At 69.3% G+C, this 24,527-nt stretch carries 21 protein-coding genes, 1 tRNA gene, 1 other RNA gene and 1 pseudogene; 8 read left to right on the top strand and 16 right to left on the bottom strand.

Annotated elements, in window-relative coordinates; all coding sequences use genetic code 11:
* The coding region (locus AH6_RS30175) for a DNA polymerase III subunit gamma and tau (RefSeq protein WP_157431813.1) at positions 1-1,520 on the bottom strand (1,520 nt) is incomplete at its 3' end.
* Between the two features lie 38 nt (positions 1,521-1,558).
* An RNA gene (gene ffs / locus AH6_RS30170) (signal recognition particle sRNA small type) lies at positions 1,559-1,654 on the bottom strand.
* A 59-nt stretch (positions 1,655-1,713) separates the two neighbouring features.
* On the opposite strand from ffs, the gene AH6_RS30165 reads away from it, so the two are divergent.
* The 3 genes from AH6_RS30165 (at position 1,714) to AH6_RS30155 (ending at position 5,687) form a co-directional block, all read left to right on the top strand.
* Complete coding sequence (locus AH6_RS30165; protein ID WP_067486701.1) at positions 1,714-2,058, top strand: DUF952 domain-containing protein; 345 nt, start codon at positions 1,714-1,716, stop codon at positions 2,056-2,058.
* A gap of 10 nt (positions 2,059-2,068) precedes the next feature.
* Positions 2,069-2,153: transfer RNA gene (locus tag AH6_RS30160), tRNA-Ser, on the top strand.
* Between the two features lie 465 nt (positions 2,154-2,618).
* Entirely contained in the window at positions 2,619-5,687 is a 3,069-nt protein-coding gene (locus AH6_RS30155; RefSeq protein ID WP_157431812.1) for a hypothetical protein, read from the top strand.
* 489 nt (positions 5,688-6,176) lie between these two features.
* On the opposite strand, the gene AH6_RS44250 is transcribed toward AH6_RS30155, so the two are convergent.
* The 5 genes from AH6_RS44250 to AH6_RS30130 form a co-directional block, all read right to left on the bottom strand.
* Entirely contained in the window at positions 6,177-7,469 is a 1,293-nt protein-coding gene (locus AH6_RS44250) for a YecA family protein (RefSeq protein WP_067486695.1), read from the bottom strand.
* A 516-nt stretch (positions 7,470-7,985) separates the two neighbouring features.
* Positions 7,986-11,129 carry an ATP-binding protein gene (locus tag AH6_RS30145; protein WP_067486692.1) on the bottom strand — a complete coding sequence of 1,048 codons (3,144 nt, stop codon included), beginning with the start codon at positions 11,127-11,129 and terminating at the stop codon, positions 7,986-7,988.
* A complete protein-coding gene (locus AH6_RS30140) occupies positions 11,126-11,770 on the bottom strand; it encodes a hypothetical protein (protein ID WP_245679527.1) in 645 nt (214 codons plus the stop codon). Before AH6_RS30140 ends, AH6_RS30145 begins: the two co-directional genes overlap by 4 nt.
* Positions 11,771-11,772: 2 nt before the next feature.
* Positions 11,773-12,861 (bottom strand): hypothetical protein, encoded by a 1,089-nt coding sequence (locus tag AH6_RS30135; RefSeq protein ID WP_067486689.1) that lies wholly within the window; start codon positions 12,859-12,861, stop codon positions 11,773-11,775.
* Positions 12,858-13,358, bottom strand: a complete 501-nt coding sequence (locus AH6_RS30130) for a DUF4365 domain-containing protein (RefSeq protein ID WP_067486686.1) — start codon at positions 13,356-13,358, stop codon at positions 12,858-12,860. Before AH6_RS30130 ends, AH6_RS30135 begins: the two co-directional genes overlap by 4 nt.
* Positions 13,359-13,543: 185 nt before the next feature.
* On the opposite strand from AH6_RS30130, the gene AH6_RS30125 reads away from it, so the two are divergent.
* Together AH6_RS30125 and AH6_RS30120 are read left to right on the top strand one after the other, a co-directional pair.
* Positions 13,544-14,044: a hypothetical protein gene (locus tag AH6_RS30125; RefSeq protein WP_067486682.1), complete on the top strand. Its 501-nt coding sequence runs from the start codon at positions 13,544-13,546 to the stop codon at positions 14,042-14,044.
* 311 nt (positions 14,045-14,355) lie between these two features.
* Complete coding sequence (locus AH6_RS30120; RefSeq protein ID WP_067486679.1) at positions 14,356-14,790, top strand: hypothetical protein; 435 nt, start codon at positions 14,356-14,358, stop codon at positions 14,788-14,790.
* On the opposite strand, the gene AH6_RS30115 is transcribed toward AH6_RS30120, so the two are convergent.
* Complete coding sequence (locus AH6_RS30115) at positions 14,787-15,593, bottom strand: siderophore-interacting protein (protein WP_174555135.1); 807 nt, start codon at positions 15,591-15,593, stop codon at positions 14,787-14,789. The two genes, AH6_RS30120 and AH6_RS30115, sit on opposite strands and share 4 nt — an antisense overlap.
* A gap of 353 nt (positions 15,594-15,946) precedes the next feature.
* On the opposite strand from AH6_RS30115, the gene ypfJ reads away from it, so the two are divergent.
* Together ypfJ and AH6_RS30105 are read left to right on the top strand one after the other, a co-directional pair.
* A complete protein-coding gene (gene ypfJ, locus AH6_RS30110; RefSeq protein ID WP_067486676.1) occupies positions 15,947-16,822 on the top strand; it encodes a KPN_02809 family neutral zinc metallopeptidase in 876 nt (291 codons plus the stop codon).
* Positions 16,823-16,839: 17 nt separating this feature from the next.
* Complete coding sequence (locus tag AH6_RS30105) at positions 16,840-17,154, top strand: type II toxin-antitoxin system VapB family antitoxin (protein ID WP_067486673.1); 315 nt, start codon at positions 16,840-16,842, stop codon at positions 17,152-17,154.
* Here the strand turns inward: AH6_RS30105 and AH6_RS30100 are convergent.
* The 8 genes and pseudogenes from AH6_RS30100 to upp all read right to left on the bottom strand — a co-directional run bounded on the left by AH6_RS30100 (position 17,141) and on the right by upp (position 23,889).
* Positions 17,141-17,605 (bottom strand): twin-arginine translocation pathway signal protein, encoded by a 465-nt coding sequence (locus tag AH6_RS30100; protein ID WP_067486670.1) that lies wholly within the window; start codon positions 17,603-17,605, stop codon positions 17,141-17,143. The two genes, AH6_RS30105 and AH6_RS30100, sit on opposite strands and share 14 nt — an antisense overlap.
* A gap of 19 nt (positions 17,606-17,624) precedes the next feature.
* Positions 17,625-18,944, bottom strand: a complete 1,320-nt coding sequence (locus AH6_RS30095; protein WP_218005964.1) for a CynX/NimT family MFS transporter — start codon at positions 18,942-18,944, stop codon at positions 17,625-17,627.
* A 326-nt stretch (positions 18,945-19,270) separates the two neighbouring features.
* Positions 19,271-19,939: pseudogene (locus AH6_RS30090) on the bottom strand (FadR/GntR family transcriptional regulator); the annotation flags it as partial.
* 417 nt (positions 19,940-20,356) lie between these two features.
* Positions 20,357-21,793: a tetratricopeptide repeat protein gene (locus tag AH6_RS30085; protein ID WP_067486667.1), complete on the bottom strand. Its 1,437-nt coding sequence runs from the start codon at positions 21,791-21,793 to the stop codon at positions 20,357-20,359.
* Between the two features lie 118 nt (positions 21,794-21,911).
* Entirely contained in the window at positions 21,912-22,442 is a 531-nt protein-coding gene (locus tag AH6_RS30080; RefSeq protein WP_067486664.1) for a PH domain-containing protein, read from the bottom strand.
* Positions 22,443-22,449: 7 nt separating this feature from the next.
* The gene (locus AH6_RS44845; protein WP_169807942.1) at positions 22,450-22,608 is read right to left on the bottom strand and encodes a hypothetical protein; all 159 of its coding nucleotides are present in this window, start codon (positions 22,606-22,608) and stop codon (positions 22,450-22,452) included.
* 208 nt (positions 22,609-22,816) lie between these two features.
* Positions 22,817-23,089 carry a hypothetical protein gene (locus AH6_RS30075; RefSeq protein ID WP_067486661.1) on the bottom strand — a complete coding sequence of 91 codons (273 nt, stop codon included), beginning with the start codon at positions 23,087-23,089 and terminating at the stop codon, positions 22,817-22,819.
* Positions 23,090-23,250: 161 nt separating this feature from the next.
* Positions 23,251-23,889: a uracil phosphoribosyltransferase gene (upp, locus tag AH6_RS30070; protein ID WP_067486658.1), complete on the bottom strand. Its 639-nt coding sequence runs from the start codon at positions 23,887-23,889 to the stop codon at positions 23,251-23,253.
* A 369-nt stretch (positions 23,890-24,258) separates the two neighbouring features.
* On the opposite strand from upp, the gene AH6_RS30065 reads away from it, so the two are divergent.
* The gene (locus AH6_RS30065) at positions 24,259-24,498 is read left to right on the top strand and encodes a hypothetical protein (RefSeq protein WP_067486654.1); all 240 of its coding nucleotides are present in this window, start codon (positions 24,259-24,261) and stop codon (positions 24,496-24,498) included.
* Positions 24,499-24,527: the final 29 nt, after the last annotated feature.

The raw sequence follows: 24,527 nt of genomic DNA, 5'->3' as shown, positions 1-24,527 counted from the left end.
TGGGTGGGTGTGGGGTGGTTTGGGGGTGGGTTATCCCCAGAATTGGGTTCTGTGTCGCTGGGGGGGGTGGGGTGGTTGACACTGGAAGTGGGGTCGCCCCCCTGGGAGGGCGGGGGCTGTTTTGCGGGGGAATTCGTGGGCGCGCCACCCGTCCCCGCAGAGGAATTCGTGGAGACGCCACCCGCGCCCGCCGAACCCCCACCGTTCACCGGCGCACCCGCAGGCACGCCCGCGTTCGCAGACGCCGCCGCTCCCGCGGCGGGCAGCCCACCAACCTGTCCCATGGACGCGACCTGCCCCATGGACGCCATCGGCGCCGCGACCCCTGCCGCGCCCGCCGCGCCCGCCGCGAAGCCGCCCTGCGAAGCCTGCCGCTCCAGCCTGTCCAGCCGGGCGAACATCGACGCCTCGTCCTCGTACGCCGCCGGCAGCAGGATGCGCGCGCAGATCAGTTCGAGCAGCAGCCGCGGCGACGTCGCGCCGCGCATCTCGGTGAGCCCCGAGTGCAGCAGGTCCGCGGCCCGCGTCAGCTCCCCCGGTCCCATCGACGCGGCCTGCCGCCGCATCTGCTCCAGCTCGTCGGCGGGGACGTTGAACAGCCCGCTGCCGCCGGCGTCCGGAACGTTCGACAGGATCACCAGGTCGCGGACGCGCTCCAGCAGGTCGGCGGCGAAGCGGCGCGGGTCCTGGCCGCTCTCCACCACGCGGTCGATCGCCGCGAACACCTTCGCGCCGTCCCGGGCCGCGAACGCGCCGACGACCTCGTCCAGCAGCGACGCGTCGGTGTAGCCGAGCAGCGAGACCGCGCGCGCGTAAGTGATGCCCTTCTCGTCCGAACCGGCGAGCAGCTGGTCCAGGATCGAGAGGGTGTCGCGGGCCGATCCGGCGCCCGCACGCACGGCCAGCGGCAGCGCCGCCTCCTCGTACGGGACGTTCTCCGACTGGAGGATCTCCTCGACGAGCTGCGTCAGCACGCCCGGCGGGATCAGGCGGAAGGGGTAGTGGTGGGTCCGGGACCGGATGGTCCCGATGACCTTCTCCGGCTCGGTCGTGGCGAACACGAACTTCAGGTGCGGCGGGGGCTCCTCGACCAGCTTCAGCAGGGCGTTGAAGCCCTCGCGGGTCACCATGTGCGCCTCGTCGATGATGTACACCTTGAAGCGCGCCGACACCGGGGCGAAGAAGGCGCGTTCCCGCAGGTCGCGCGCGTCGTCGACACCGCCGTGGGAGGCGGCGTCGATCTCGATGACGTCGATGTGACCGGTGCCGGTCGGGCCGAGGGCCTCGCAGGAGTCGCACTTGCCGCACGGCTCGGGAGTGGGGCCCTGCTCGCAGTTCAGCGACCGGGCGAGGATGCGGGCGCTGGAGGTCTTGCCGCAACCGCGCGGTCCGCTGAACAGGTACGCGTGGTTGATCCGGCCGTTGCGCAGCGCCTGCTGGAGGGGCTCGGCGACGTGTTCCTGCCCCTTGAGTTCGGCGAATGTCGCTGGCCGGTACTTGCGGTACAGAGCCAGACTCATGGGGCCCGCCCTCCTGGAAGAAGCAGAGCGTCAGAAGCGAAAAGGACCCCCCGCACACCCGACAGAGCCTGCTTATCCTTGCTGCCTTCCGGCCCTGGGGAGGTTCACAGGGTGACGCCGTGCGAGGGGTCTGCCCAGAGTCTATGACATCCCCGCCCCTGGATCGCACGCTTCGGGCATAGGCTCCGGCCTCATGTCCGCCTCTCCCGCCGCAACGCTGCTGCACATCGCCGAACGCCGACACTGGGAATCGGCTCGCGACACCGGTGTGTCGTACGCCATGAGCACCCTCGGCCGCACGCTGGACGAGGAGGGCTTCATCCACTGCTCGTCCGATCTCGGCCAGGTGACCGGCGTCCTGTCGCGCTTCTACAGGGATGTGGAGCTGGACGATCTGGTGCTGCTGACCGTCGACGTGGCGAAGCTCGACGCGCCGGTCCGCCACGAGCCGGCCGACGGGCAGCTCTTCCCCCACGTGTACGGGCCGATCCCCGTGTCGGCCGTTATTGAGGTCGGATCAGTGCCGCGGACCCGGTAGGCTTTCCCGCGGAGGATTCGCCTAGTGGCCTAGGGCGCACGCTTGGAAAGCGTGTTGGGTGCAAGCCCTCACGAGTTCGAATCTCGTATCCTCCGCTGCTTGACCAGCACAAACGCTCAGCCGGTACTCATTCGAGTACCGGCTGTAGTCGTTTCTGGTCTCAGTTTCAGTCTCAGTAGGACGGCGACGGACGCCGCGGCGCACGCCCCACCCAGCGTGTGGGCCCACCCCATCCCGCAGCCTCCCCAAGACCCTTCAAGTGACCTTGAACAGGGATTACTCGAACCACTCACCTATGCAGCGCATCGCAGGCGCGAGCTTGGTGGTCTCAGTTGCCGGGCTCGGGAGGACCTCCAAGGCGCACGACCAAACGGCGTGTTGGTCGGCGCCCTCAGAACAGCTGCATTCTGCTCGGTCACAGCTGTGGCGCTAGATCAAACTCCGTGCTCGCATCGGCGCCCTCCAGAACCGAAACGTTTCGCGGGAGGGTGTCGACGATGCCTGCATACTCCCCTACGAGCCGTCAGACTGGTCACGGCACGGACTGGCTAGGGGGTGCGATGGGTGAGGACCCAGTGGAGCTGAAGGGGCGGATCCGACTCTCTCTTGGTGTCCTGGGGGAGGAGAACCGACATCACGAATTTGAGGCACTCTGTTTGGGGATCGCCCGTCGGCGGATCGTCAGTAATCTCCTGCCTGCGACGGGTCCAGTCAGCGCTGGCGGCGACCAGGGGCGTGACGCCGAGTCACATTGGGTCGACCTGTCCGGGTCCCCCTCACTTCCACCGACCTTCGTTGCGCTCGCAGCACAGGGCAGGGTCGTCATGGCGTGCACCACACAGCAAGACGGCGTCCCGTCGAAGCTCAAATCCGATCTGAAATCGATCACCGGGAAGGGCACCCCGGTCGATCGTGTTCTGTTCTTTGCCTCCACGCCGATACCGGTGAAGAAGCGGCATGACCTGATCGACCACGCACAGACCGAGCACGACGTCGAGCTGGAGATCTTCGACGTGGTCGCGATCGCTACCTACCTGACCGATCACGACTTGTTCTACCTCGCTGTTCACTACCTGCACCTGCCGTCGAGCCTGGCGCCGCCGCACCCCGAAGGCGTCTCGCTGCCCGAGTGGTATGCGCGGCTGCGTGAGCGGTGGTGGGGCCGAGACGAGCCGGGCGGCACCCTTGGTGACCTGGTCGACATGCGTGCAGGGCTACGACACGCGACCTTCGACCCTGCGGCCCTTCCAGACCTGCCCACGTGGATCAGGCACGCGCGTGCACTGCTTTCATCGACGGTCAGTAGCCATACTGCGTTGCGTGCCCGGTATGAAATCGTCGTCGCCGCTCTACGCGGCCTGGAGACCCTTGAGGAGAAGGACGACGAACTGGCGCGGGAGTTTTTCCACGGGGTGATCGACGATCCCGATCTCACCGACGCCGGGCTCCTGGAAGACGCGATCGTTCTGCTCAGCTACATCAGCGGTGCGATGCTACGGCAACTCACCTCCATCGGCCCCGTTGAGATCGGCCAATGGCGGGAGACCTTGACCGCCAAGATGACCCGGCTCGTCGATGCCGACCCTTACCCGCACGCCCTCGCTCGGCTCCTGGCCCTCGGAGCTCACATCGCGTTGACTCCCCGCCCACCGCAGACCCTCGACCAGGCGAGACGGGACAACTTGATCAGCGTGCGTGGGGCCGTCGAACAGGTCCAAGCCGCCGTCGACGGCGACGTCAGCACCGCGCTGCCACCGATCAACCTTACGATCATCGATCTCGACACCGCGATGGAACTACTACTGCGGCTGGGCCACCATCTTCCGCAAGCGCCGCTGTTTCCGGTCGGTCCGCTTTGTGACTTCCTGGATCTCTACGTCGCCACACTCACCACCCATCCTTCGTACATTGAGGTACGTGATCTGTTCGATGACGCCTATGGCAGGGCCGAAGGCCGGCACGCGGTAGGCGCACGGGCTCAGAAGCGCGGAATTGACCTGCTCGGCCAAGACCAACCGGTGCTGGCACTACGGGAGATCCATAAGGCGCTCTCGGCGTGGCTGCAAGGAGAGACCCTCGAAGGCGGCCTGCTGATGCTGCTGCTCGCCGCGAAGATCTACGGCGTGCTCGGGCTGCCGATCGCAGCCAAGCACTACGCGCTCGCCGCCGCAGCAGCAGCGAAGGGCGCTGGACCGGATCTTGCGGGGTTCATCGGCCGCAGCGTCTTGGAAGCTGCCGTGTACGACCATCAAGCCGGCGGCTGGCTGACCGCGAGTCACACTGTGGGCTTTGGGATGGCCACACACACCGGTTCGTGCGCTGACCCCTTCGATGTAGATCAATATCCGTATGTGTGGGAGGCGATCGGCAATGTGGCGATCACTGTCCGTTTCGCGCGGACGCTACGGCCCGCGTACCTACCGGTGATCGATGCTGCGGCGACCAGCGACATCAGAGATATCGTCGATCAGATTCTCAGTCCCCAGGCTGATGAGGTGCTCGATTTCAGGGAAGCGGACCTTGCCGTCGAAGCCGATCAGGCGGGCATCGGCCGTCCGTACAGTGACGCGGGTCCCGTACGCAGTTACAAATGGACCGCCCTCGGAGTGACCTGGAAGGTCCGGACAGAAAACGAACGCCAGCAGGTGCTGGCCGCAGAGCGGTTCATCAGCGCGCTCCAGATCACCTTGGCCGAGCTCTCCTTCAAGGATCCGTTGCTGCTACCCGGAACGCTGATGATCGATTTCACTGCGGATCCGCGCCTGCCGCTGGACGAGACCGCACTGTGTCAAGCGACCCAAAGTGGGGTCTGGCGTGTCCGGCTATCGATCGGCGCGGAGCCCGCGCCAGCGCAGTCCGATGCTTCCGACGCGGCGGAGCGACAAGTGCTGAGCGCCGTCATCCAGACCCTCGCCGAGAGGTCGCTGCTGCCCGGCAGCACGTTCATCACGTTGATCGACACCTCGGGTGGCGGACTGCTGGAACGCGTCTTTGTCGCACGCCCTTACGATGAATTGGCCGACCTCCACCCCGTGAGCTTCTACGAAGACTTGCGAACGCTCCCCTCATCTCCCAATGAGGCATATCCAGACTCGCCTCCCGCCGAGGCCACCCTGCCCCCGCAGCACGGCCCTGGGCCTGGCTACGACCCCGTGAAGATGCGTCAGGCCGCCGCGCGCCGCTACTGCAACCTCCAGCCCGTGATCAGGCACACACTGCCTCGTCTGCTAGGTGATACGACCTTCCAGAACACGATCGCGTCACTGCGGGCGCAAGGCTGGCTGGATTGGCATCTTCTTCTCGCAATAGCCCACATAGTCGCCAATAATAGAATGAACCTCGACTCCGCTACCTTTAGCTCCTCGCTATCGGAAGAGGAGCGCAAACGCCTGATCGACCAGTTCTTCCGGCCTGAAGAATCTAGCGACCCGCAACTTCCCAGTTCGGCGTTCCATGAGGAGGCGCTCCGCAGCCAGCTGAGGATCTCGGCAGGCAGCACCGCTGCGATGCTGGGCTTGCGGCTGCCGCCAGGCCCGTATGCCGACGAATTGCTTACTCTCTTGGGCGAGCGGTATGGATACTGGACGGACGACGCCGATCACCTCGACCCGTTCGCGCCAATCACCTAGGTGTGACGGTGTCGTGGCCTACGAAACCCCGGCAACCGTGAGGACAGCGAGGCCGAAAAACGCGCGGGAAATCAGTGTCCCAGAGCGCTAGGCGATGGGAGTGGAAGACAGCTACGTCCTACTCAGCGCCTTCATCCACGATGGCGAAGAAGCAATCGAGGGCGCTGTCCTCGATCGCGCGTTGGCCATCAATCTGCTTGCTGGGCACGATCTCGGGCTACGTACCACCGGCTCGCCGGCGAACGCCGCCACAAGAAGCTCTAGCAGCGGTCGACGGCCAGGTACGCTTCGGCGGCATCACGCTGCGGAACCTCCCGACACTCTCCGGGGCGGCGGTGCCCGAGCAGTGGATTCGGGAGGCTGCGCTGCGCCTGGTCCAGCCAACGCGGTTGCGAGTCGGCTGGGCGTCTGCCGAACGGCTGATAGCGGGACCGGGCAGGCCAGCCCGGCGGGGCCGCCGGGGCGGCCACGTTGACCAAGCCGCGATCTCTACGTGGTGGGGGTCGGCTTGCCCGGTGCTCCATGGCAGCGTTTGTACTTCGTGCCTCCGCCGCAGGGGCATGGATCGTTGCGTCCGGGTTTCGGTAGGTAGGTGTGACCGTGGGCGAGGTTGGTGATCCCGTAGTTCCACTCGATGTGTGCCCGTATGTCGGACGGGACGTTGACGGGTTCTGATACGTAGACGTAGGTGTAGGCGACGCCGCCGTCGACTTCGCGCACGCCGATGCCAAGTGCCGTGGTGGATCCGCCACGTGATTCACGCCAGTGCAGTAGGCGGACCAAGGTGAGGGTGCCGAGTTCAGCTTCCCAAGCTCCATGGTCGGGCCAGGTCCGGCTCGTGCCACACATATAGACAAATAGGCGGTCATTGAAGACAGCATTGCCGCTTCCTGTCTGCCCCGTCTCATCGAGTTCGCTGCGCTTGCTGAGGACCCATCTCCCGATGGTGGCCTGGTGCGCGGTGGGAGCGTCGTCGAGGAAGGCGGCGATGGTGCGAATCTCCGCCGGCACCAGCGGCTTGCCGTGCTGGGACTGGCCGTGCCAGAGCTTGGCGATCAAATCCCGGTAGAGATCAACGCCGACAGGATCTTCGACTGCGGCCGTGGAGAACCACGGTTGTGCGCGAGATGAGTGCGCGCTACTGGCGCTGTCGGCTTGGCAGACGAGCGAGAACCTGAGGTGTTCGGCACCGAAGACCGTAGGCAAGCCAGCGGCCAAGGTTCGCTCGACGTAGTAGAGAAGCCCGGATACCGACCGGATCTGCCACAGCAGCCACTCCCAATCAGACAAGGAGATGCAAAACACCCCAGGTGGAGAATCGACCTCAAACTGAGGATCGGCAGGGTGATCGACAACCACGATCGTCGGCCACAGCCCACAATCCATCGACAGGTCCAACGCGAAGTCGCGGCGGAGGTCTCCAGCGAACTCGAACGCTCGTACAGGCAGGGCTTGGAGCGGTTGACCCCAGCCTTGATACTTCTGGATCGTCCGCTTACTTCCACTGCCTTGCCTAGCAGCCACGTCGATGAACTTGCGCACCACCCTCTCCGCTTTGGCCTCCGAGTCGCGCAGCCCTATCTCCGGATCCCGTGCCTTGACCTGCAGAACAGCACCGAGCTGTCCAACGATAAGGAGTCCGTCCCCGACCTCGTTGTTCGAGGATCGTTCATGGACCACCGGCTGTGCATAGACGAAGTCGGCAACACCGAGCAGCGCCGCTACGTCACGCGTACGTCGCTCGGCTTTATCCCCTGCGGTATCACTCGCCACATAGCACATCGTCTCACTATCCGAGACATCGTGGTAAGGGTTATCAGGATGGACCCATCAAAGCCGGGAACACCACGGGCGGTTTCCTGAGGCGAGACAGTCCGGTCCAACGCAACGCATGGCGGTCTCAGTTTTGGTCTCATTTGCCCATGTTCGGGACTGTTTGCGGATGTTCGAAATCGGACGCATGACCAGTTCAGGGACGGTGACAGTCACGGACGGACAGCCAGGTGCAGACTTGGAAAGCGTGTTGGGGGGCAACCCCTCACGAGTTCGAATCTCGTATCCTCCGCTCGCCTGACCAGGCAAGACGCACGGCCGGTACTCGAACGAGTACCGGCCGTTCTGCTTTGTGATCGCGGTTCTGGTCGCGGTCAACGGCGACCACTGGACCCCACCGACATCCCGCTGCCTCCTTGCGGACGCTAAAAGCGCACGTCAGCGGCCCCATCGGCACATCGCCGACCACCACTGCCGCCCGGAGTAGGACGGTGGTGTCCGCCGCCTGGACGGTCGCACGGCTGATCAATTCCCGGGTTCATCGCGTCCTTCTTGGGCTCGGTGGAGGATTTCTTCCTCGGTGAGGGGGTTCTGGGGGTGGTGGGTGAGGCATTGGGGGGTTTGGAGGAGGGTTGAGGAAAGATCGAGGGAGGAGGCGTAGAACTCGCCGGGGTTGAGGCGGCCGGCGCGGTCCGCGTTGCCGCCGCGTGCCCGGGCCATCTCCTTGACCACGGCCAGTTGGGTGGCGTTGTTGATGCGGCCGATGAAGACGGTGGTCGCGTTGCCGGTGACCTTGTTGTCGACGCCCTTGGGGGCTTGGGTGGCGAAGACCAGGGCGAGGCCGTACTTGCGGGCCTGGGAGATCAAGGTCTGGGTGGCGGCGAGCGAGGGAGTGCGTTTGCCTGAGGGAGCGAAGATTTGGGCCTCGTCCATGACGAACAGGCCGCGCAGCGGGGAGTCCCGAGGCGGGTTGCGTTTGATCCAGGTGAACAGGGTGGCCTGAAGCTGGCTGACGAAGTTCGGGCGGGACTCGTCCGTGAGGCCCGCCAGGCTGATGACCGATATGCGAGCGCGTTTGCCGGGGGACGGGGTGAGCAGGGAGGCGGGGTCGACCGGTTCGCCTGCGCCCGCGAACAACGGATCGGTGATCATGGAGGCTCTGAGGACCTGGCCGATGTCGGCGGCGATCTCGTCGGCCTTGTCGAGGGCGCAGGCGGCGAACGGGAGAGCGGAGAGCATTTCCAGGAACGCGGGGAAGGTGGAGCCACCGGTGCGGGCGAAATGCGCCAGTGCCTCGCGGAGCACCGCGCGTCCCTTGTCGGCCTTGGCGGTGGCGCCGGTGAGACGGGCGCGGGAGGCCAGGGTCTCGACGGCGAGGCTCAGGGCCGATTCGAGTTCGTCAGGGGCGTTCTGGAGTGCGGCGAAGTCAGGAAGTGGCTGGAACGTGAGGGGGCGGCCGGCGGAGCGTCCGGGGGTCCAGACGACGACCTCGACCTCGGCGACGTAGCGGCCGGCGCGTTCGGCGTCTCCGGGGAGCCAGCCCTCAGGCGGTTCCGGCCAGGGCTCGCCGAGCCTGGCAAGGTCGTTGTTCGGGTCGAGGACGATCGAGGAGACGCCGAGCAGCGCGCATTCCTCGATGATCCGGCGCAGCAGGACGGTCTTGCCGGAGCCTGACCCTGCGAAGACCCCGACGTGCTGAGCCAGAACCGCTGGGTCGAGCGTGACCTGCGCCTGATTGTCCAGGCGACGACCGATCGTCAGCAGGGCGTCCTCTTCGGCCGCCGGTACGGGGGCTTCCGGCAACACATCGACGGTCGGCACGACCGCCGCCTGAGCGGTCGCGGAAGGAAGGGCGGCCGCGGGCATGACGTCCGCGAGGATTCCGCTGAGGAGATCCGTGGCGCCAGCGGGTCGGCGAGCGAGCAGCCATGCCTCCAGGCCAGGATCGGCTTCCTCGATCAGGGAGCCCAGAGCGGCGTAGACGCGCAGGTCGTCACCCCGGATGGGGACGGAGTACCCACCCCATTCCTTGAGGTCCGCGAGGGTCGCCCGTGTCGCCTCACCGTCCGACCAGCCGGGATTACGCAGGACGATGAACGATCTGTCGGGCACGTCCGCTCCCAGACCGGACGCCCGCATTCCCGCCCGAAGACGCGCAAGGCTCTTGTTTCCGTGGGACGCGCCGATCATCCGGAACGTCCAGTGCCGTTCTTCTTCGGTGTTCGCGTCCAGGGTCTGCCGCAATCTGGCATGCACCTCCGGAAGCTTCCCCGACGGCGGCGGGTCCGTTCGGAAGTCGCGTCCGGCCTGCCCCTGTTCCATGATCCACGCGTTCAGTCCGGCGCGGAGCAGTGGTGGAACGATCTCGTCCTCATGGCCGGGGTCGAAGGCATCGTCGATCTGTGCCGCGCTGCGCAGTTCCGCGAAGCGCGCATCCAGCCGGGCGAGATCGGGTTGATCCGGACGGGCCGGAACGGCGGGCTCGGCAGGTGTCCCGTCGAATCCGGCCAGAAGCCGTACCGCGCCCTCGTTCCGGCATCGCTCGATGTGGTCGCCGATGTGTCTCAGCACAGTCCGCGGGGTGAGCCCGACGGACGTGGCGAATGCGCCCGGGGAGATCGGCCACACCGGATCGGGGGCATCGAAATCGGCCCGCGAGAATGCCGCCGAGAACCGTCGTTCGACCATGGTCCGTGCCGCCGCGGGGTCTGTCAGTGTCGACAGGATCAGCGAGGTCCGGAACCGGTCGCGGGCGGTGCCGACCGCCTGCTCCTCGATGAGCCGCCACGACGACGGCAGGCAGGCCATGAGGCAGAGGGTGCGCTGGGTGACGTGTCGCAGCGCCATCAGCCCGCCAGCGATCTCTTCGATCGCGTCGGGTCTGTTCTCCCCGTCGGACGCCCCGGACGCACGGGACCGGCGGGAGTGCTCCAGGAGGGCGTCGATCTGATCGACCGCGATCGCGGCCGGTCCGGTCAGCGCGAGCAGCGCCGACAGCTCCGACACGATCTCCTGGTGCCCCTTCAGCCCCGGGGTCAGTCCCCACGCGGCTCGGTCGCCGTCCCGGGTCTCCCCCACCGAGGTCAGGTGATCGTTACCGACCTGGAGACCGTCGGGCGTGCCCACCGCGTAGAGCGCGAGCGCCCTGATCGTGTCGCGGCTGCTCAGCAGCCGACGACTGTATGCGAGGAGACCGGCTTCCAGCGCGTCGAGGTCCGCACGGGTACACGTGCGGTCCGCGGCGAACCGATCGGCGACGCCTGCCAGTTCCGCGAGCCGCAGCACTGCGACGACCGCCTGAACGGGCAGCCCTTCCGACGTGCTCCGCCCGAGGTCCTGGACCATGGCCCTTGCGACGACCCGCCAGAAGTCGCTGCCCGAACTGAAGTCCGCCAGGAAGAAGTAACCGCCCTCCTCCGCGATCCGGCCCTTGACCCAACCGAGCAGGTGGGTCTTGCCCGCGCCGCCCTGGCCCTCGATCACGACCCCGAGAGGGCTCGCGCCGGAGGCTGCGGCGGCCTCTCCGATGCCGTCGCCGATCAACCGCTCGGCCCGCGGGTGGAGCCCTGCGACGTGGAACGGCGGCGGGTTCCAGGCATGCTCGGAGGTCGCCGACCAGTCCAGTACCCGGGACAGTTCCCGCAGCGCCCGTTCCTGCGCTCCGTTCATCGTGCCTCGATGGCCAGCAGGTGATTCTGTACGCCGCCCACGGTCACCGCCGCCTCCCGGTCTTCCTCGGTCAGCGTCTTCTGGTCGGCTTCGGGGGCCAGATGAACATCCGGGAGCAGTTGCATCAGTCGCAGCGCCTCGTCGACGGCCGTCCGGGGGACGTGGCCGAGCAGCGGCCGCATCTTGGTCAGCAGCACCCATTCCTGGGGCTTGGCGGCGACCCGCCAGTAGGCTTCCCGGATCAGGGTGGGCAGGTCTGCCTCTGCCTCCGCTTCCACTTCCTCATTCGCAATCACGTTCGCGATGTCCCCGAGGCTGACGCCCATCAGGTCGAAGTACCTGTCGAAGTACCTGAAGACGGCGTAGGTGCTCCGAACGGTGAGCGCCCCGCCACGCGCCGGCGCCGGCTGAGACAGTTCGGCGGCGCACCAGGCCCAGCCCTCTTCGAGCAGTTCGTGCCGGTAGGCGCGGCCTTCCCGGACGCTCTTCACCATGCGAAGCTCGTTGAGCTTGCGTCGCGGAGCGCCGTCGATGACGTCCCCGACATGATCGCGGAGTCCGGGGTTGGTGGCCGTTCCTCCCATCGACATGAGGCCGAGCAGGAGGGCACGTTCTCTCGTCCCGAACATGATCTTGTCCACCGTCAGTCATCCTCCGCCAGGCCGAAGACCTCGGCCACGAGTTCCTGTGTGCCGCCCACATCCCGGAGCGTGCCGTTCGCTCGAACGACAAGGCCGTCGAGGTGCGCGGAGACCGCTCGCTCATAGGTCGCCTCGTCCGGGAGCCGTGCCCAGACCGATCGGCGGACCGTTGCCCCCTCGACGATGACCGGGCCCTGCACCCACGCCCGGAAAAGGGCGCCGCCGTCGTGGGACAGGGTCCTGACGAGGCCGGTCACCGAAGCTCTGCGCTTCTGCTTCTGCTTCTGGAGCCGGAGCAGCCGGTGCCGTGCAGTGCGCAGCGCCTTGCCCGAGCCCGGCTCGAACGCGACCATGCCCGCCTCGACATCTGTGGGGACGTCCCGCGCCCAGCGGAATCCGATCTCGAAACCCGCCCCGGCGCCGGGGCCGCTCAGCTGGGCGAGTGCACCGCAGAGTTCGGCCGAGACGCCTTCAGCCGTAAGCTCGTCGAAAAGGCCGAAGTCCTTGGTCTGGATCGCGTCCCGGGTGGCGTCGCTCAGCAGCGGGAGTACCCGGCGCAGCAGGAGAAGCGCACGTCGCCCAAGTGGCGGGTCGCCTGGCCCGTCCAACGGAACCCGAACCAGCACCGTCTCTTCGGCCGTGACCATGGGCCCGACGCGCACCGCCTGAAGCAGCTCGCGGACGGGCGCGGGCGCGGGGCCGTGGAACACCGGCCGTGGTCCCACATGCGCGGCCCGCGCCGCCGCCAACAGAACGTCTCGGGCTCCGGTCAGCGCGGTGACCGCCTCGACGAGGCCGATCTGGCCGCCCAACGCGACCGAGGACGCCCTGTACCACTGGAGGTCGGCCCTCGGCGTAGCGATGTCGGCGGCGACCAGTTCCTGCGGCCTTCCCTCGATCCGCGCGAGGACGCTCACGAGCTCCTGCACACGGCGCGGTCCGTCGACGAACCCGTCGAACTCCGGGACGATCACCTCGTGCTCGCCCTGGTAGACCCATACCGAGGCCGTCCGCCAGATTTCGGGCTGACGGATCCAGCCGGACGTGTCCAAGTAGCCCGTGATGTCGGCGGCCGACAGTTCGCCCGTCACAGTCGCGGCGCTCCGACGAGTTCGCGCAGCGCCCGCACCGTCAGGACGTTCCCCATGGGGATGCGCACAGAGGTTCGGCGCTTGGTGCTCGGCTCGGCGACATGGTCGGCGCCCTCGAATCCGCGGTAGAAGCAGAGCCGGCTGAACATCAGCCCGTCGGTCTCGACCCTGACATACCGGTCCTGGTCCGGCGGGACGATCACCAGGAACAGGTAGCGCGGGACGAGGAACGGCCCGTGGACCAGCTTGTTGTACTGCACCTCGTTCAGTTCCGGATAGACGTAGTCCGTCCCGCTGACGTGGGGCCGCGACCACGACTTCACCTGGACCTCGATCGCGGGCGAGGCGATCAGTCCGGCCCGTCCCGGATATTTGAATCCCAGGTCGACCCCGTCGTGATCGGCGTCGTCCTTGAAGACCAGCAGCCCCGCCGCCGACGCGAGCGCCCGGACGTAGTCCTCGGCGAACTTCCCCTGATGGTTGTTGCGATCCAGCACTCGACCCCCTCCCGCTAGATCAAATATCACTAGTCAGGACTTGGCGATGAATTCTCCGAAATTCATCGGAGAGCCTCGGGTATCGCCCGAAACCAGGAAGATCTGATCGAGAGCCTGAGACCTTCCCGGCCCCGACGACGGCTAGCAGCGGGTTCTGTGGCACCCGATCACCGAGCCGACTGGGTGTGCGCCTCGCCTCTCGCCGCCTTGGCGAATCTCACCCCGTCTGCCACGCAGGCCGGGTCTGGCAGGCCAGCCGCCGCCGCTTCACCGGCAACGTCCTCGGCCCCCACTTCGAACAGGTCTGCCGCGACTGGTCCCTGCGCCACGCCGACCCCGACCTCCTCGGCGGCCTGCCCGCCCGCGTCGGCTACGGCACCGTCCACGATCCCACCGCCCGCACCGGCCACGAGATCGACGTAGCGGTCATCGGCATCGCCGACGGCGGCAAGCCCCCTCTTCTGGCCATCGGCGAGGCCAAATGGAACGACACCATGGGCACCGCACACATCGACCGTCTCCAGCACATCCGCGACCTCATCACCCAGGCCAGCCGCTACGACACCTCCCACACGAAACTCATCTGTTTCAGCGGAGCAGGCTTCAGCGACAAGGCCCACCAAGCAGCCATATCCTCCCCCGACCTCCACCTCATCGACCTGCCCACTCTCTACGGCCAGATCTGAACGACCGCCCCATCCAGAGAAAGTCTCATTCCTGTCTCAGCCGTTGCAGTTCTGGGTGCATTCGCGCATGCCCTCAGGCGTTCAGGCGCGTCCGCTTGAAGCGGATCCTCAGTTCAGCAGGGGTTTCGACCACCAACGCGCGAACTTGGAAAGCGTGGTGGGAGCAACCCCTCACGAGTTCGAATCTCGTATCCTCCGCATCCACGAGGGCGGCACCGGTCGGTGCCGCCCTTGTTGCGTTTCGTCCTCTTCGAGGGGTGGGCGTTGGCTCTGACCTGTGCAGAAGCCCGGTTGCGGGGTAGTGGGGTCTCATGCCGAATGATCCCAAGCAGGACGCCGGGCAGTTCAACGGGGAGACCGTGGAGGCCGTCGGGGAGTTGAGCAAGGCGCTGGAGACCCTGGAGCGGGCTCGGGGGCATCTCTACTCCTTCCATCAGCTTCTGGGGACCACCGACTTCACGCTCGGGGACGCGGCCGATCAGCTGGCCGCGGCCGGGCACAAGGGGTGGGCCGATGAGATCCGGGACGAGCTGGTCGGGCGCAACGTCCTTGAGGGGCGGTGGACCTTCCAGATCATCGAGGAGTTCGAGGAGCTGTACTACGAGCCGTTCCGCGAGCTGGAGCGGCGGGTGCGCGATGATCTGGCCGGTGGGCGGCGGCATCTCCACGAGGCGCAGCTCAAGCGGGAGCGTCGCAGCAAGGGGCGGCGGGGGCATGAGGCCACGCCTGAAGAGGTGCAGCCCTAACTGCGGTGGCGCCAGTAGCCGCAGAACATGATGTGGTCCTTGGGGACGCCTGCCTTCACCCAGTGGCGGCGCAGGGTGGTGGGGAGGGTCTGTTCGCCGACCACCCAGCCGAAGAACGGGGCTTCGGGGAGGGGGAGGGCCAGGGCGGCGCTCAGGGCGGCGCGGCCGGGGGTGTCGTGGGCGTCCTTGCGGCTGATCCAGGTCAGTTCGACGCCGGGCGGGGTGGTCAGGGCTTGTTCGTCTTCGGGGGCGGGGATCTCCAGCAGGGCTTTGCCCTGGAAGTCGTCGGGCAGGGAGGCGAGAATCGCCGCTGCGGCGGGCAGGCCGCTCTCGTCGGCGACCAGCAGGGTGTGGCGGACGTCCGGGGGCGGGTTGAAGGAGATGCCCTCGTCCAGGATGGCCACCTTGTCGCCGGGCTTGCACTTCTGGGCCCATTCGGCGGCGGGACCTGCGGACGTGTCGTGCAGGACGAAGTCCACGTCCAACTCCTTGGCGTCCTTGTGGAAGGCGCGCACGGAGTAGTTGCGCAGGATGGGGCGGGACGTCTTGGAGATCGTCAGGTATTTCGCGTAGGCGAGGGTGTTGAACTTGTCGGGCAGGCGCGACAGGGAGTCGTCGGCCACCGGGATGAACAGGCGGAACCACTGGTCGTAGCCCATCGGCGTGAAGCGCGCGACGTCGCCGTCGCCGAGGGTGACGCGCAGGAAGTGCGGCGAGAGGCGTTCGCTGCGCAGCACGTGCAGGGTCAGCGGCTCGCTGACCTCGGGCTTGATCCGGACCGTGTTCATGTTGGTCTTCGCCATCGTGCGCCCCTTCAAGTTAGGTAAGGCAAACCTAACTTGAAGGGTCTCGCCCGGGACGGGGCGTGGTCAATGGTCTTTCTCTCAGAGGTCCCACCAGCCCTGCCACTCGAACGGGCCGCGGCGGCCTCCGCTTCTCCCACCGGGCGCAGGGACAGGTGATCAGTGGTCATGACGGCGCATTAGTTCGCCCACCTCGGGCGGCGGTCAGGTGCTTTTCGCCGTTCATCGGGTAACGGGCGTCCGAAGGTGCTCCGTCCGGCGGCCCTCACCTCCGGGTTAGCCCGGCTTTCCCCGGGGAAAGCCGGTGACCAGGGGATTCGGCGGACGGGCCAGGCCCGGAGGGGAACGCCGTTATGGACTTCAGAGACGACGCGCAGCTCGACGCCTCACAGGTGGAGGACGCCCGGGGCGGCGGTGGTGGCCGCAGGCCGGGCGGCATGATGATCGGCGGCGGCGCGGTCGGCCTGCTCGCGACCATCGTGGCGCTGGTGTTCGGGCTCGACCTCACCGGCGGCTCCGACCAGCAGCAGCCCGCCGGGCAGGTCGGGTCCGGGACGAACCTGTCGGCGCAGTGCCGCTCGGGCGCCGACGCCGACCAGTCGCAGGACTGCCGCATCGTCGGCACCGTCAACAGCATCCAGAGCTACTGGAACAAGCAGTTCACCAGCGACGGGCGGCGGTACACGCCCGCCAAGACCCAGCTGTTCAGCCAGGCCACCCAGACGCGCTGCGGGTACGCCACCTCCGACGTCGGCCCCTTCTACTGCCCCGCCGACCAGAAGGTCTACCTCGACCTGACGTTCTTCAACGAGCTCCAGCAGCGCTTCGGCGCTGAGGGCGGCCCGTTCGCGCAGGCGTACGTCGTGGGCCACGAGTACGGCCACCACATCCAGAACCTGCTCGGCGACATGAACAAGGCCAAGGCGGGCGCCAAGGGCGCCACCAGCGGTTCGGTGCGGCTGGAGTTGCAGGCCGACTGCTACGCCGGGACGTGGGCCAAGAACGCGGTGTCGACCGGCTTCCTCACCCAGCTCACCGAGACCGACATCCGGCAGGCGCTGAGCGCGGCCGAGGCGGTCGGCGACGACAGCATCCAGCAGCGCAGCCAGGGCCGCGTCGACCCCGACGGGTTCACCCACGGCACCTCCGAGCAGCGCCGCCGCTGGTTTACCACCGGTTATCAGTCAGGTGATCCGCGCAGTTGCGACACCTTCTCGGGCTCCATCTGAGCCCGTAGACTCCAAGGGTGATCTTCAAGGCGGTGGGAGAAGGAAGGCCCTATCCCGACCACGGGCTCTCGTCCCGGGACTGGGCCAAGATCCCGCCGCGCCAGGTCCGCCTCGACCAGCTCGTCAGCACCAAGCGCGAGCTCGACCTGCGGTCGTTGCTGGCCAAGGACTCCACCTTCTACGGCGACCTGTTCCCGCACGTGGTGCAGTGGCAGGGCGAGCTGTACCTGGAGGACGGCCTGCACCGCGCGCTGCGCGCCGCCCTGCACCAGCGGCTCGTACTGCACGCCCGCGTCCTGGACCTCGATTCGGTCGACCTCAGCGGGGGCTGACGCGCGGCGCGTAGCGGGGGTCGCGGAACGGCCATTCGCGCGCCAGCCACGCGGTGACCGCCTCGTGCAGCACCGGGTCGAGGTCGGCGTGGTCGGCGCGCACCCACGACCGCACCGCCGCGTCGCCGGGCTCGCCCTCGCGCGGCGGGTAGACGTACAGGCAGCCGACCACCTCGTCGGCGGCGTCCAGCACGGTGTAGGTGAAGCCGCGGCGCGCGGCGAAGTCGGCGGCGTGCCGTTCGAGGTCGGCCAGGTTGCCGGCCTCGCTCATCTCGTGCGGCCACCGGCCGCCGACGAAGCCCGGCGTGGCGCGGATGTGCTCGACGCTGGAGGTCCAGGCCGCGTAGTCGGCCACGTTGTGCCGGGCCCGCAGGGGCTCCAGCCGGAATCCCTCGCCCGCCAGTTCCTCGGGCACCGCGAAGTCCGCCGGGACGAAGGGATGGTCGTTCATCGCCCCACGGTAGCGCGGGTCAGCGCGAGGCGGCCGACTCGCGGACGGCGGAGGCGACGATGCCGTCCTTGGGCTCGATGAGCTGCTCGATCGGGCCCTCGCGGTGCGCGGTGCTCGGCCGGACGAACCCGGGCCGCGCCGCCAGCAGGCCGAACACGACCTCCGGCACGACCAGCGCCAGCAGCAGCCCCAGCGAGACCTCCCAGCCGCCGGTGGCGCTGTGCAGCACCCCGACCGCCAGCGGCCCGAACCCGGCCAGCAGGTAGCCGCCGGTCTGCGCCATGCCCGACAACCGCGCCGCCACCGCCGGGCTCGGCGAGCGCAGGCTGAGCAGCGTGTAGGCCAGCGGGAACGCGCTGCCGGTGGCGACGCCGAGGACCGCGACCCAGACCCAGCCGGCCTGCGGCGCGGCCAGCAGGCCGACGACGCCGACCGCCATCGCCGCGCCGACCGCCACGACCACGCCGCGCTGGTCGCGCAGCCGGGCGGCGAACACCGGCACCAGGAAGCCCAGCGGGATGCCGATCACCATCATGATCGAGACCATCATGCCGGCGGTGGCCGGGGCGTAGCCGTGGTCGCGCATGATCTCCGGGAGCCACGACATCAGCACGTAGAACATCAGCGACGCCAGGCCCATGAAGGCCGCCACGTACCAGGCCAGCGGGGAGCGCAGCAGGGAGCCCTCGTCGGCGCGGGCCGGAGCGGCGTTGGTGCGCGCGGGGGCCGGGGCCTCGGCGCGGCGGCCGCGCAGCGCCAGCGGGCCCCACACCAGGGCCGCCACCAGCGACGGGACCGCCCACACCGCCAGCGCGAGCCGCCATCCGGCGGTGTTGTCGAGCGGGACGGCGAGCCCGGCGGCGATCGCGCCGCTGCCCGCCATCAGCATCATGGCGAGGCCGGTGAGCGAGCCCACCTTGTCGGGGAACACCCGCTTGATGACGGCGGGCATCAGCACGTTGCCCATCGCGATCCCGGCGCCCGCCAGGACCGTCCCGGCGAACAGCGCGGCCTCGGACGGCACGACGCGCAGCAGGATGCCCGCGGTGATGAGGACGAGCGCGCCCGCGATGGCGGTCTCGGCGCCGAAGCGCCGGGCGAGCACCGGGGCGAGCGAGGCGAACAGGCCGAGGCACAACACCGGCAGCGTGGTGAGCACGCTCACCTGGACGCCGGACAGACCGAAGGCGTCCTGCAACTCGCCCAGCACGGGCGAGATGCCGGTGATGGCGGCGCGCAGGTTGACCGTCAGGAGGATGAGGCCGGCGAGCGTCCAGGCGGCGGTGGCGCGGGAGGCCGTGGCGCGGGGCACGGCCGTGGGCATGGTGGAGGCAGTCATGGGACCTTCGTCGAGCGTGGGAGCTGCGGGAACGTGGGAGAGGGAGCCGGGCACCCGATGTTGGACCGGTCCAAACGCGTTCCTCGGGGAACGGGGCCGGTGCAGGGGGCGCGCCGCCGTCAGGCGGTGGGCACGGGCTCCGGCGGGGCGGCGGGCGGGCGCTCGGCAGGCGGATCGGCGGGCGGTCCCGCGTCGGCTACCGGGCCGCCGGACGGCGCGGTGCCAGCCGACGGGCTGGTGCCACCGACCGGCATAGTGCCACTGGAACGCGCGGTGCCGGCGGACGGCGCAGCACCGGCGGACGGCGCGGTGCCGGCGAGGGTGCGTTCTTCGGTGGAGCGCAGGATCTCGTCCAGGCACGCGTGGGTGGCGCGGGCCGCGGCCGGCGCGTCGCCGGCCTCGATCGCCTCGGCGATCGGGCCGTGCGGGATGTCGGCGTGCTCCAGCAGGTCGCCCGCGGCCCCGATGCTGGCGCGCAGCGCCGCGCTGAAGTCGCGGTAGAGGTCGGTCAGCACCTGGTTGTGGGTGGCCTCGACCACCGCGGTGTGGAAGGCGAGGTCGGCCTCGACGAACGTGGCGTGCTCGCCGGCGGCGAAGGCGGCGTCCCGCTCGGCGAGCGCCGCGGCGATCGCGGTGACGTCGGTGTCGGTGCGGCGGGCGGCGGCCAGCCGCGCGGCCTCCACCTCCAGCCCGCGCCGGACCTCCACGATCTCGATGAGCTCGGCGGTCTCCAGGCGGCGGCGGACGGCGCCCGACAGCTCGCTGGTGGCGATGACGTAGGTGCCGTCGCCCTGGCGGCACTCCAGGAGACCGGCGTGCTGGAGGGCCCGCACCGCCTCGCGGACGGTGTTGCGGCCCACCCCGAGCGTCTCCGACAACACCGGCTCCGCGGGGATCTTGCCGCCGACCGGCCACACACCGGTGGCGATCTCACCCCTGAGCTGGTCGATCACTTGATCGACCAGGGACGAGCGGCGAGCGGTGCGCAGAGTCACGGGTCCCCCTTCGGAGCGGACGGAGTCGGGGACGAGCGGGTGGCGACCTCAGTCAGCCAATCATCCCATGTCTCCATGTTAGGACTACGGGAGCGCGGGTTTTATTCCGTACCGACGTGAGCATGCTCACCTCTTGTCACAACGCGTGGCACATGTCGCCCCTTCCCTAGGGGCAGGTTGTTACACGGCCTGCGGGCATGGCTCGGCGCCTTCCGGACGCGCGAGGACGGGCTGGTGGGCGTGGCTCAGTGAGGGCGGACCGGAGAGCGCGGCAAGGCGGGCGGCACGCCTACCCGGCGTGCCGCCCGCGACGGCCTTGCAAATCGCCTCAGCACCGAGGTCGTAGGCCACTCTTATGACGACCGCGTGGAGCGTCCCCGGCCCTCGCAGGCCGCCCGGGGCCCTGAGCGGGCCTTCTCAGACCCTGCCCAGGTCGTAGGCGGCGGTCTGGGGGCGTCCCGGGCGCAGGCCCGCCGCCTCCAGCGCGCGCCGGTAGGCGTTGGCGGCGTCGGCGGGTTCGTTCGCCGTTTCGAGCAGCTCGCCCAGTTCGCGCAGGACGTGCGCGGCGGCGCGTCCCCTCGGCAGGGTCTCCAGCTGCCCTCGGGCGGCGCTCAGGACGACCAGGGCCGCCTGCCGGTCCTGCTGCGCCAGCCGGGCGCGGGCGAGGACGAGCCGGGCCTGCGCCGTCTTGCGGACTCGCGACTCCAGGTCGGTGCCCGGCTGCGGGACGACCGGGTGGACCGGGCCGGTGGGCGGTGCCGCCAGCGCCATCCCGGTGTCGAGGAACTCCTCCAGCAGCGCGACGGCCTCGTCCGTGCGGCCCAGCAGGATCAGGGCGCGGGCCTTCTCGATCGTCGCCTCGGTCGCCTCCGGGCCGGTCAGGCAGTCGGTGCCCGCCAGCAGCTCCAGGGCCTCCTCGGCCGCGCGCGGGGACGGACTGGTCTGCGGGTCGCGCAGTTCGGGGGCCTCGGCGACCAGGGGCGCGTTGAACGAGGGGACGCCCCGCAGCAGCGCCCGCGCGGCGGCCAGGTGGAGCCGGGCCCGCACCTGGCGGGGCTCGCCGCCGGAGCGGGAGGCGAGGGCCTGGTCGGCGAAGTACAACGAGTCGCCCACCGCGCCCTCCTCCAGGGCGCGGGTGCTGGCGCGCTGGTAGGCGACGCCGAGCGGCACCTCGGCGTCGGCGGAGACCAGCAGGTCGCGGGCCAAGGCGTGCGCGCGGGCCGGATCGGACCGGTCCACGTACGCCAGCAGCAGCACGCGGCCGGCCTCGGTGTGCTCCTCGCCCACCGTGAGGCCGAGCTTGCGCAGCCGGTCCAGCGCGCGCTCGCCGAGCGCGACGGCCTGGCCAAGGTCGCCGACGGCGTGGTAGCAGCGGGCCAGCGCGATCACCGCGGGCAGCCGGCTGGCGCGGCCGGGGTCGCGCTCGGCCTGCTCGCGCAGCTCCTCGAAGGAGGCGATGGCCTCCTCGATGCGGCCGAGGTCCGCCAGGGCGCGGGCGCGGCCCCAGCGGGCGCGGGCGGTGAGGTCGGCGTCGTCGCTGCGCGCGATCACCTCCTGGAAGGCCGCCTCGGCGGTGGCCGCGTCGCCGCCCAGCAGGGCCAGGTGCGCGTGGCGTTCGCGCACCTCCAGATGGGCGCGCTGCTCCGGCTCGACGCCCTCGGCGAGGTACTCCGGCGTGCAGCCGAGCCGTTCGGCCAGCATCCGCAGCACGGTCGGCGTGGGGGTGCGCTTACCGGACTCGATCAACGAGATGTAGCTGTCTGAGAGGTCGTGACCGGCGAGCTGTGCCTGCGACAAGCGTCTGGTCAGCCGCAGGTTGCGGACACGTTCGCCGACGTTGCCTGGACCCGGCATGTGGACTCACTTAGCGGAAGTAATCAGGCGGCTGGGGTGCCGACATAATTGCACATTGCGGGTTGGCGCACATCGAGAGCAACCAAGCGCGGCGTGTCCGGGGGGCGCGGCGGGCCGGTCAGTCGTCGGCGGTCGCGTTCTTGTTCGGGAAGATCATTTCACAGACCTCCAGGTAGAGCTGCTCGGGGTAGGGCAGGTAGTCCACCGTCGACAGCGCCTGGTCCTGGCCGGCCGACTCCAGCACGAACTCGCCGTAGCCGAGCATGCGCCCCACGATCGAGCGCTTGAAGCTCATGTCGGTGACCTTGGCCAGCGGCATCATCGCCACGTTCCGGGTGAGCAGGCCGGTGGTCAGCAACATGCGCTGGTTGGTGATGACGAAGTAGTCCACCGACCACTCGGCGACCCGCCACACGAACCAGGCCAGCAGGATCAGCCAGCCCCACCAGATCCAGCTGATGACCGCGCCGGCGCCGCCGGCCACGGTGTTGCTGAGCACGCCGGCGACGATGAGGCCGCCGAGCACGAGCCCAACCGGGACCATCAGCACGGCGGGGTGCCGCCGGACCGTGATCACCTGCGTCTCGTGCGGGAGGAGATACTTGTTGACCGAGGCCGGGGCGGAGTCACCGGGCGTCACCAGGCGCATGGCGTCCTCAGGCCAGCGCGCCGACGAAGGTGGCCAGGGAGTCGGCGACCGAGGCGATGCCGCCGGCCGCGTCCTGCACCGACCGCGCGGCCCCCTCGGGTTGCTGGAACACGTAGAGCGCCACGAAGGCCACGGCGGCCCAGGTGAGGTACTTCTTGGCGGGCACGACAGCCTCCCGGAGCGCGATGAGCCTCAGACCCCAGGCAAGTTTCGCACAGCCCGCACCCCCGGCAAAGCAAGGGCTCTGGCGGGTTGCGCGCGCTCGGAGGGGACGCGCGCCCGCGGGCGATCGTGTGGCGGCGTCGTGCCCGCGCCGGGGGACCATGGCGCGCCCGCCGCCGGGGCGCGCCCCGCGCGGGGGCCGCTTCAGGCCGTCAGGGCGTGTTCCCCAACGTGTTCCCCAGGCTCGTGCGGGGCGCCTGGCGGCGTTTCTCCGCCGCGACCGTGGCGAGCACCTGGAGGTGCTTGCGGGCGATCCGCTCGACCAGGTCGGCGGGCGCCCCGCCGGTGACCTCCTCGGCGCCGTGCCGCGCGGCGGCGACGCAGCGGGTGACCGTGTCGGGCTGGTGCACGCCCGCGAACTCCTCGGCGAGGTGCTCGCCGATCTCTTCGTAGTCCGGCAGTTCGCCGTCCCCTGGGTGGGCCATCACGCTTCCTAGAGGCTCGCTCGCGTCGCCCCGGTCCGAAACCGTCCCCTTGCATGCCGGGGTGACGGAGGGGAACGATCTGACGTTCCGTGGCGGGTTCCTACCCGCTGTGACGGCCCGCGAACATCATGATCTTCCGGGGCGGGGCGAGTCCTCGCAGGTCAGACGACCCCGTAGAGGCGGTCGCCGGCGTCGCCGAGGCCCGGGACGATGAAGCCCTGCTCGTTCAGGTGGGAGTCGATCGCGGCGGTGACCACGCGGATCGGCGCGCCGGTGCCCTCGAACGCCTCCTCCAGGTGGGCCAGGCCCTCCGGCGCGGCCAGCAGCACCACGGCGGTGACGTCGCGGGCGCCCCGGTCGAACAGCAGCTTGATCGCGGCGGCCAGGGTGCCGCCGGTGGCCAGCATCGGGTCCAGCACGTAGCACTGGCGGCCCGACAGGTCGTCGGGCAGGCGGGTGGCGTAGGTCTGCGCCTGGAGCGAGCCCTCGTCGCGGATCATGCCGAGGAAGCCGACCTCGGCGGTGGGCAGCAGCCGGGTCATGCCGTCCAGCATGCCGAGGCCCGCCCGCAGGATCGGCACGACCAGCGGCTTGGGGCTGGCGAGCTGCACGCCGTCGGCGGTGACGAGCGGGGTGCGCACGGTGACGTCGGCGACGCGGACGTCCCGGGTGGCCTCGTAGGCCAGCAACGTGACGAGTTCGTCGGCCAGGCGGCGGAACGTGGGCGAGTCGGTGCGCACGTCGCGCAGCGTGGTCAGCTTGTGCGCGACCAGCGGGTGATCGACGGCAAGGGTCTGCATGGCCACACCGTACCCACAGGTGGTGCCGCCGGTCGTCGCCGGGCCGCCGGGCGGGCGGTGGGTAGAAGGCCGTTGAGCGGGCAGTATGCCGTTATGAGCAGAGATCACGGCAAGCCGCGGCCGGATCGTGCGACGCGGGCCGGGGAGTCCGCGCCCGATCCCCCCGACGACGGCCGCGCCACCGGTCCCCCGCCAGGGGCGTTCCCTCCCCGTGACGCTGCGGACACGCGCACCGGGACGCCGTCAGCTCCCCGTTCCCCCGGCTCCGAGGACGATTCCGACGTGAACCGCCCCACACCGCCTACCGGGAACCGCGCGCCGCGGACCCCGGGACGCGCCGCCCCCGGTGGCGCGAGATCCCCGTCACGCATGAGCAGGACCGCGCGGACCTCTGCGGACGACGAGTGGACGCCCGAGCCCGGCTCGGCCGAGGCCGCGGCGGCCGGGGACGTCTCCCCGGAGGAGATGCGCGAACGGCTGCGGCGGCGGGCGATCTTCCTGCGGGAGCTCGCGGAGGCCCAGGAGCTGCGGCGCCGGGTGACGCCGCACCGGTCGCGGCGGGCGCGGATCCACGCCGCGCTGCGGCGGCGGACGTTCCGGAGCATCTGATCGGGTTCGAGTAGGTTCGTTCGGCGGCG

This window comes from Actinomadura hibisca NBRC 15177 (assembly GCF_001552635.1).
In the GTDB taxonomy this organism is placed as follows: domain Bacteria; phylum Actinomycetota; class Actinomycetes; order Streptosporangiales; family Streptosporangiaceae; genus Spirillospora; species Spirillospora hibisca.
This window is presented reverse-complemented; position numbering and strand designations above follow the sequence as displayed.

Excerpts from the sequence above, each read along its gene's own strand:
- AH6_RS30075 (WP_067486661.1), bottom strand. The coding sequence starts at position 23,089 with ATGGCCCACCCAGGGGACGGCGAACTGCCGGACTACGAAGAGATCGGC.
- AH6_RS30115 (WP_174555135.1), bottom strand. The coding sequence starts at position 15,593 with ATGGCGAAGACCAACATGAACACGGTCCGGATCAAGCCCGAGGTCAGC.
- ypfJ (WP_067486676.1), top strand. The coding sequence starts at position 15,947 with ATGGACTTCAGAGACGACGCGCAGCTCGACGCCTCACAGGTGGAGGAC.
- AH6_RS30155 (WP_157431812.1), top strand. The coding sequence starts at position 2,619 with ATGGGTGAGGACCCAGTGGAGCTGAAGGGGCGGATCCGACTCTCTCTT.
- upp (WP_067486658.1), bottom strand. The coding sequence starts at position 23,889 with ATGCAGACCCTTGCCGTCGATCACCCGCTGGTCGCGCACAAGCTGACC.
- AH6_RS30100 (WP_067486670.1), bottom strand. The coding sequence starts at position 17,605 with ATGAACGACCATCCCTTCGTCCCGGCGGACTTCGCGGTGCCCGAGGAA.
- AH6_RS30165 (WP_067486701.1), top strand. The coding sequence starts at position 1,714 with ATGTCCGCCTCTCCCGCCGCAACGCTGCTGCACATCGCCGAACGCCGA.
- AH6_RS30085 (WP_067486667.1), bottom strand. The coding sequence starts at position 21,793 with ATGCCGGGTCCAGGCAACGTCGGCGAACGTGTCCGCAACCTGCGGCTG.
- AH6_RS30120 (WP_067486679.1), top strand. The coding sequence starts at position 14,356 with ATGCCGAATGATCCCAAGCAGGACGCCGGGCAGTTCAACGGGGAGACC.
- AH6_RS30065 (WP_067486654.1), top strand. The coding sequence starts at position 24,259 with ATGAGCAGGACCGCGCGGACCTCTGCGGACGACGAGTGGACGCCCGAG.
- AH6_RS30145 (WP_067486692.1), bottom strand. The coding sequence starts at position 11,129 with ATGAACGGAGCGCAGGAACGGGCGCTGCGGGAACTGTCCCGGGTACTG.
- AH6_RS44250 (WP_067486695.1), bottom strand. The coding sequence starts at position 7,469 with ATGTGCTATGTGGCGAGTGATACCGCAGGGGATAAAGCCGAGCGACGT.
- AH6_RS30080 (WP_067486664.1), bottom strand. The coding sequence starts at position 22,442 with ATGCGCCTGGTGACGCCCGGTGACTCCGCCCCGGCCTCGGTCAACAAG.
- AH6_RS30095 (WP_218005964.1), bottom strand. The coding sequence starts at position 18,944 with ATGACTGCCTCCACCATGCCCACGGCCGTGCCCCGCGCCACGGCCTCC.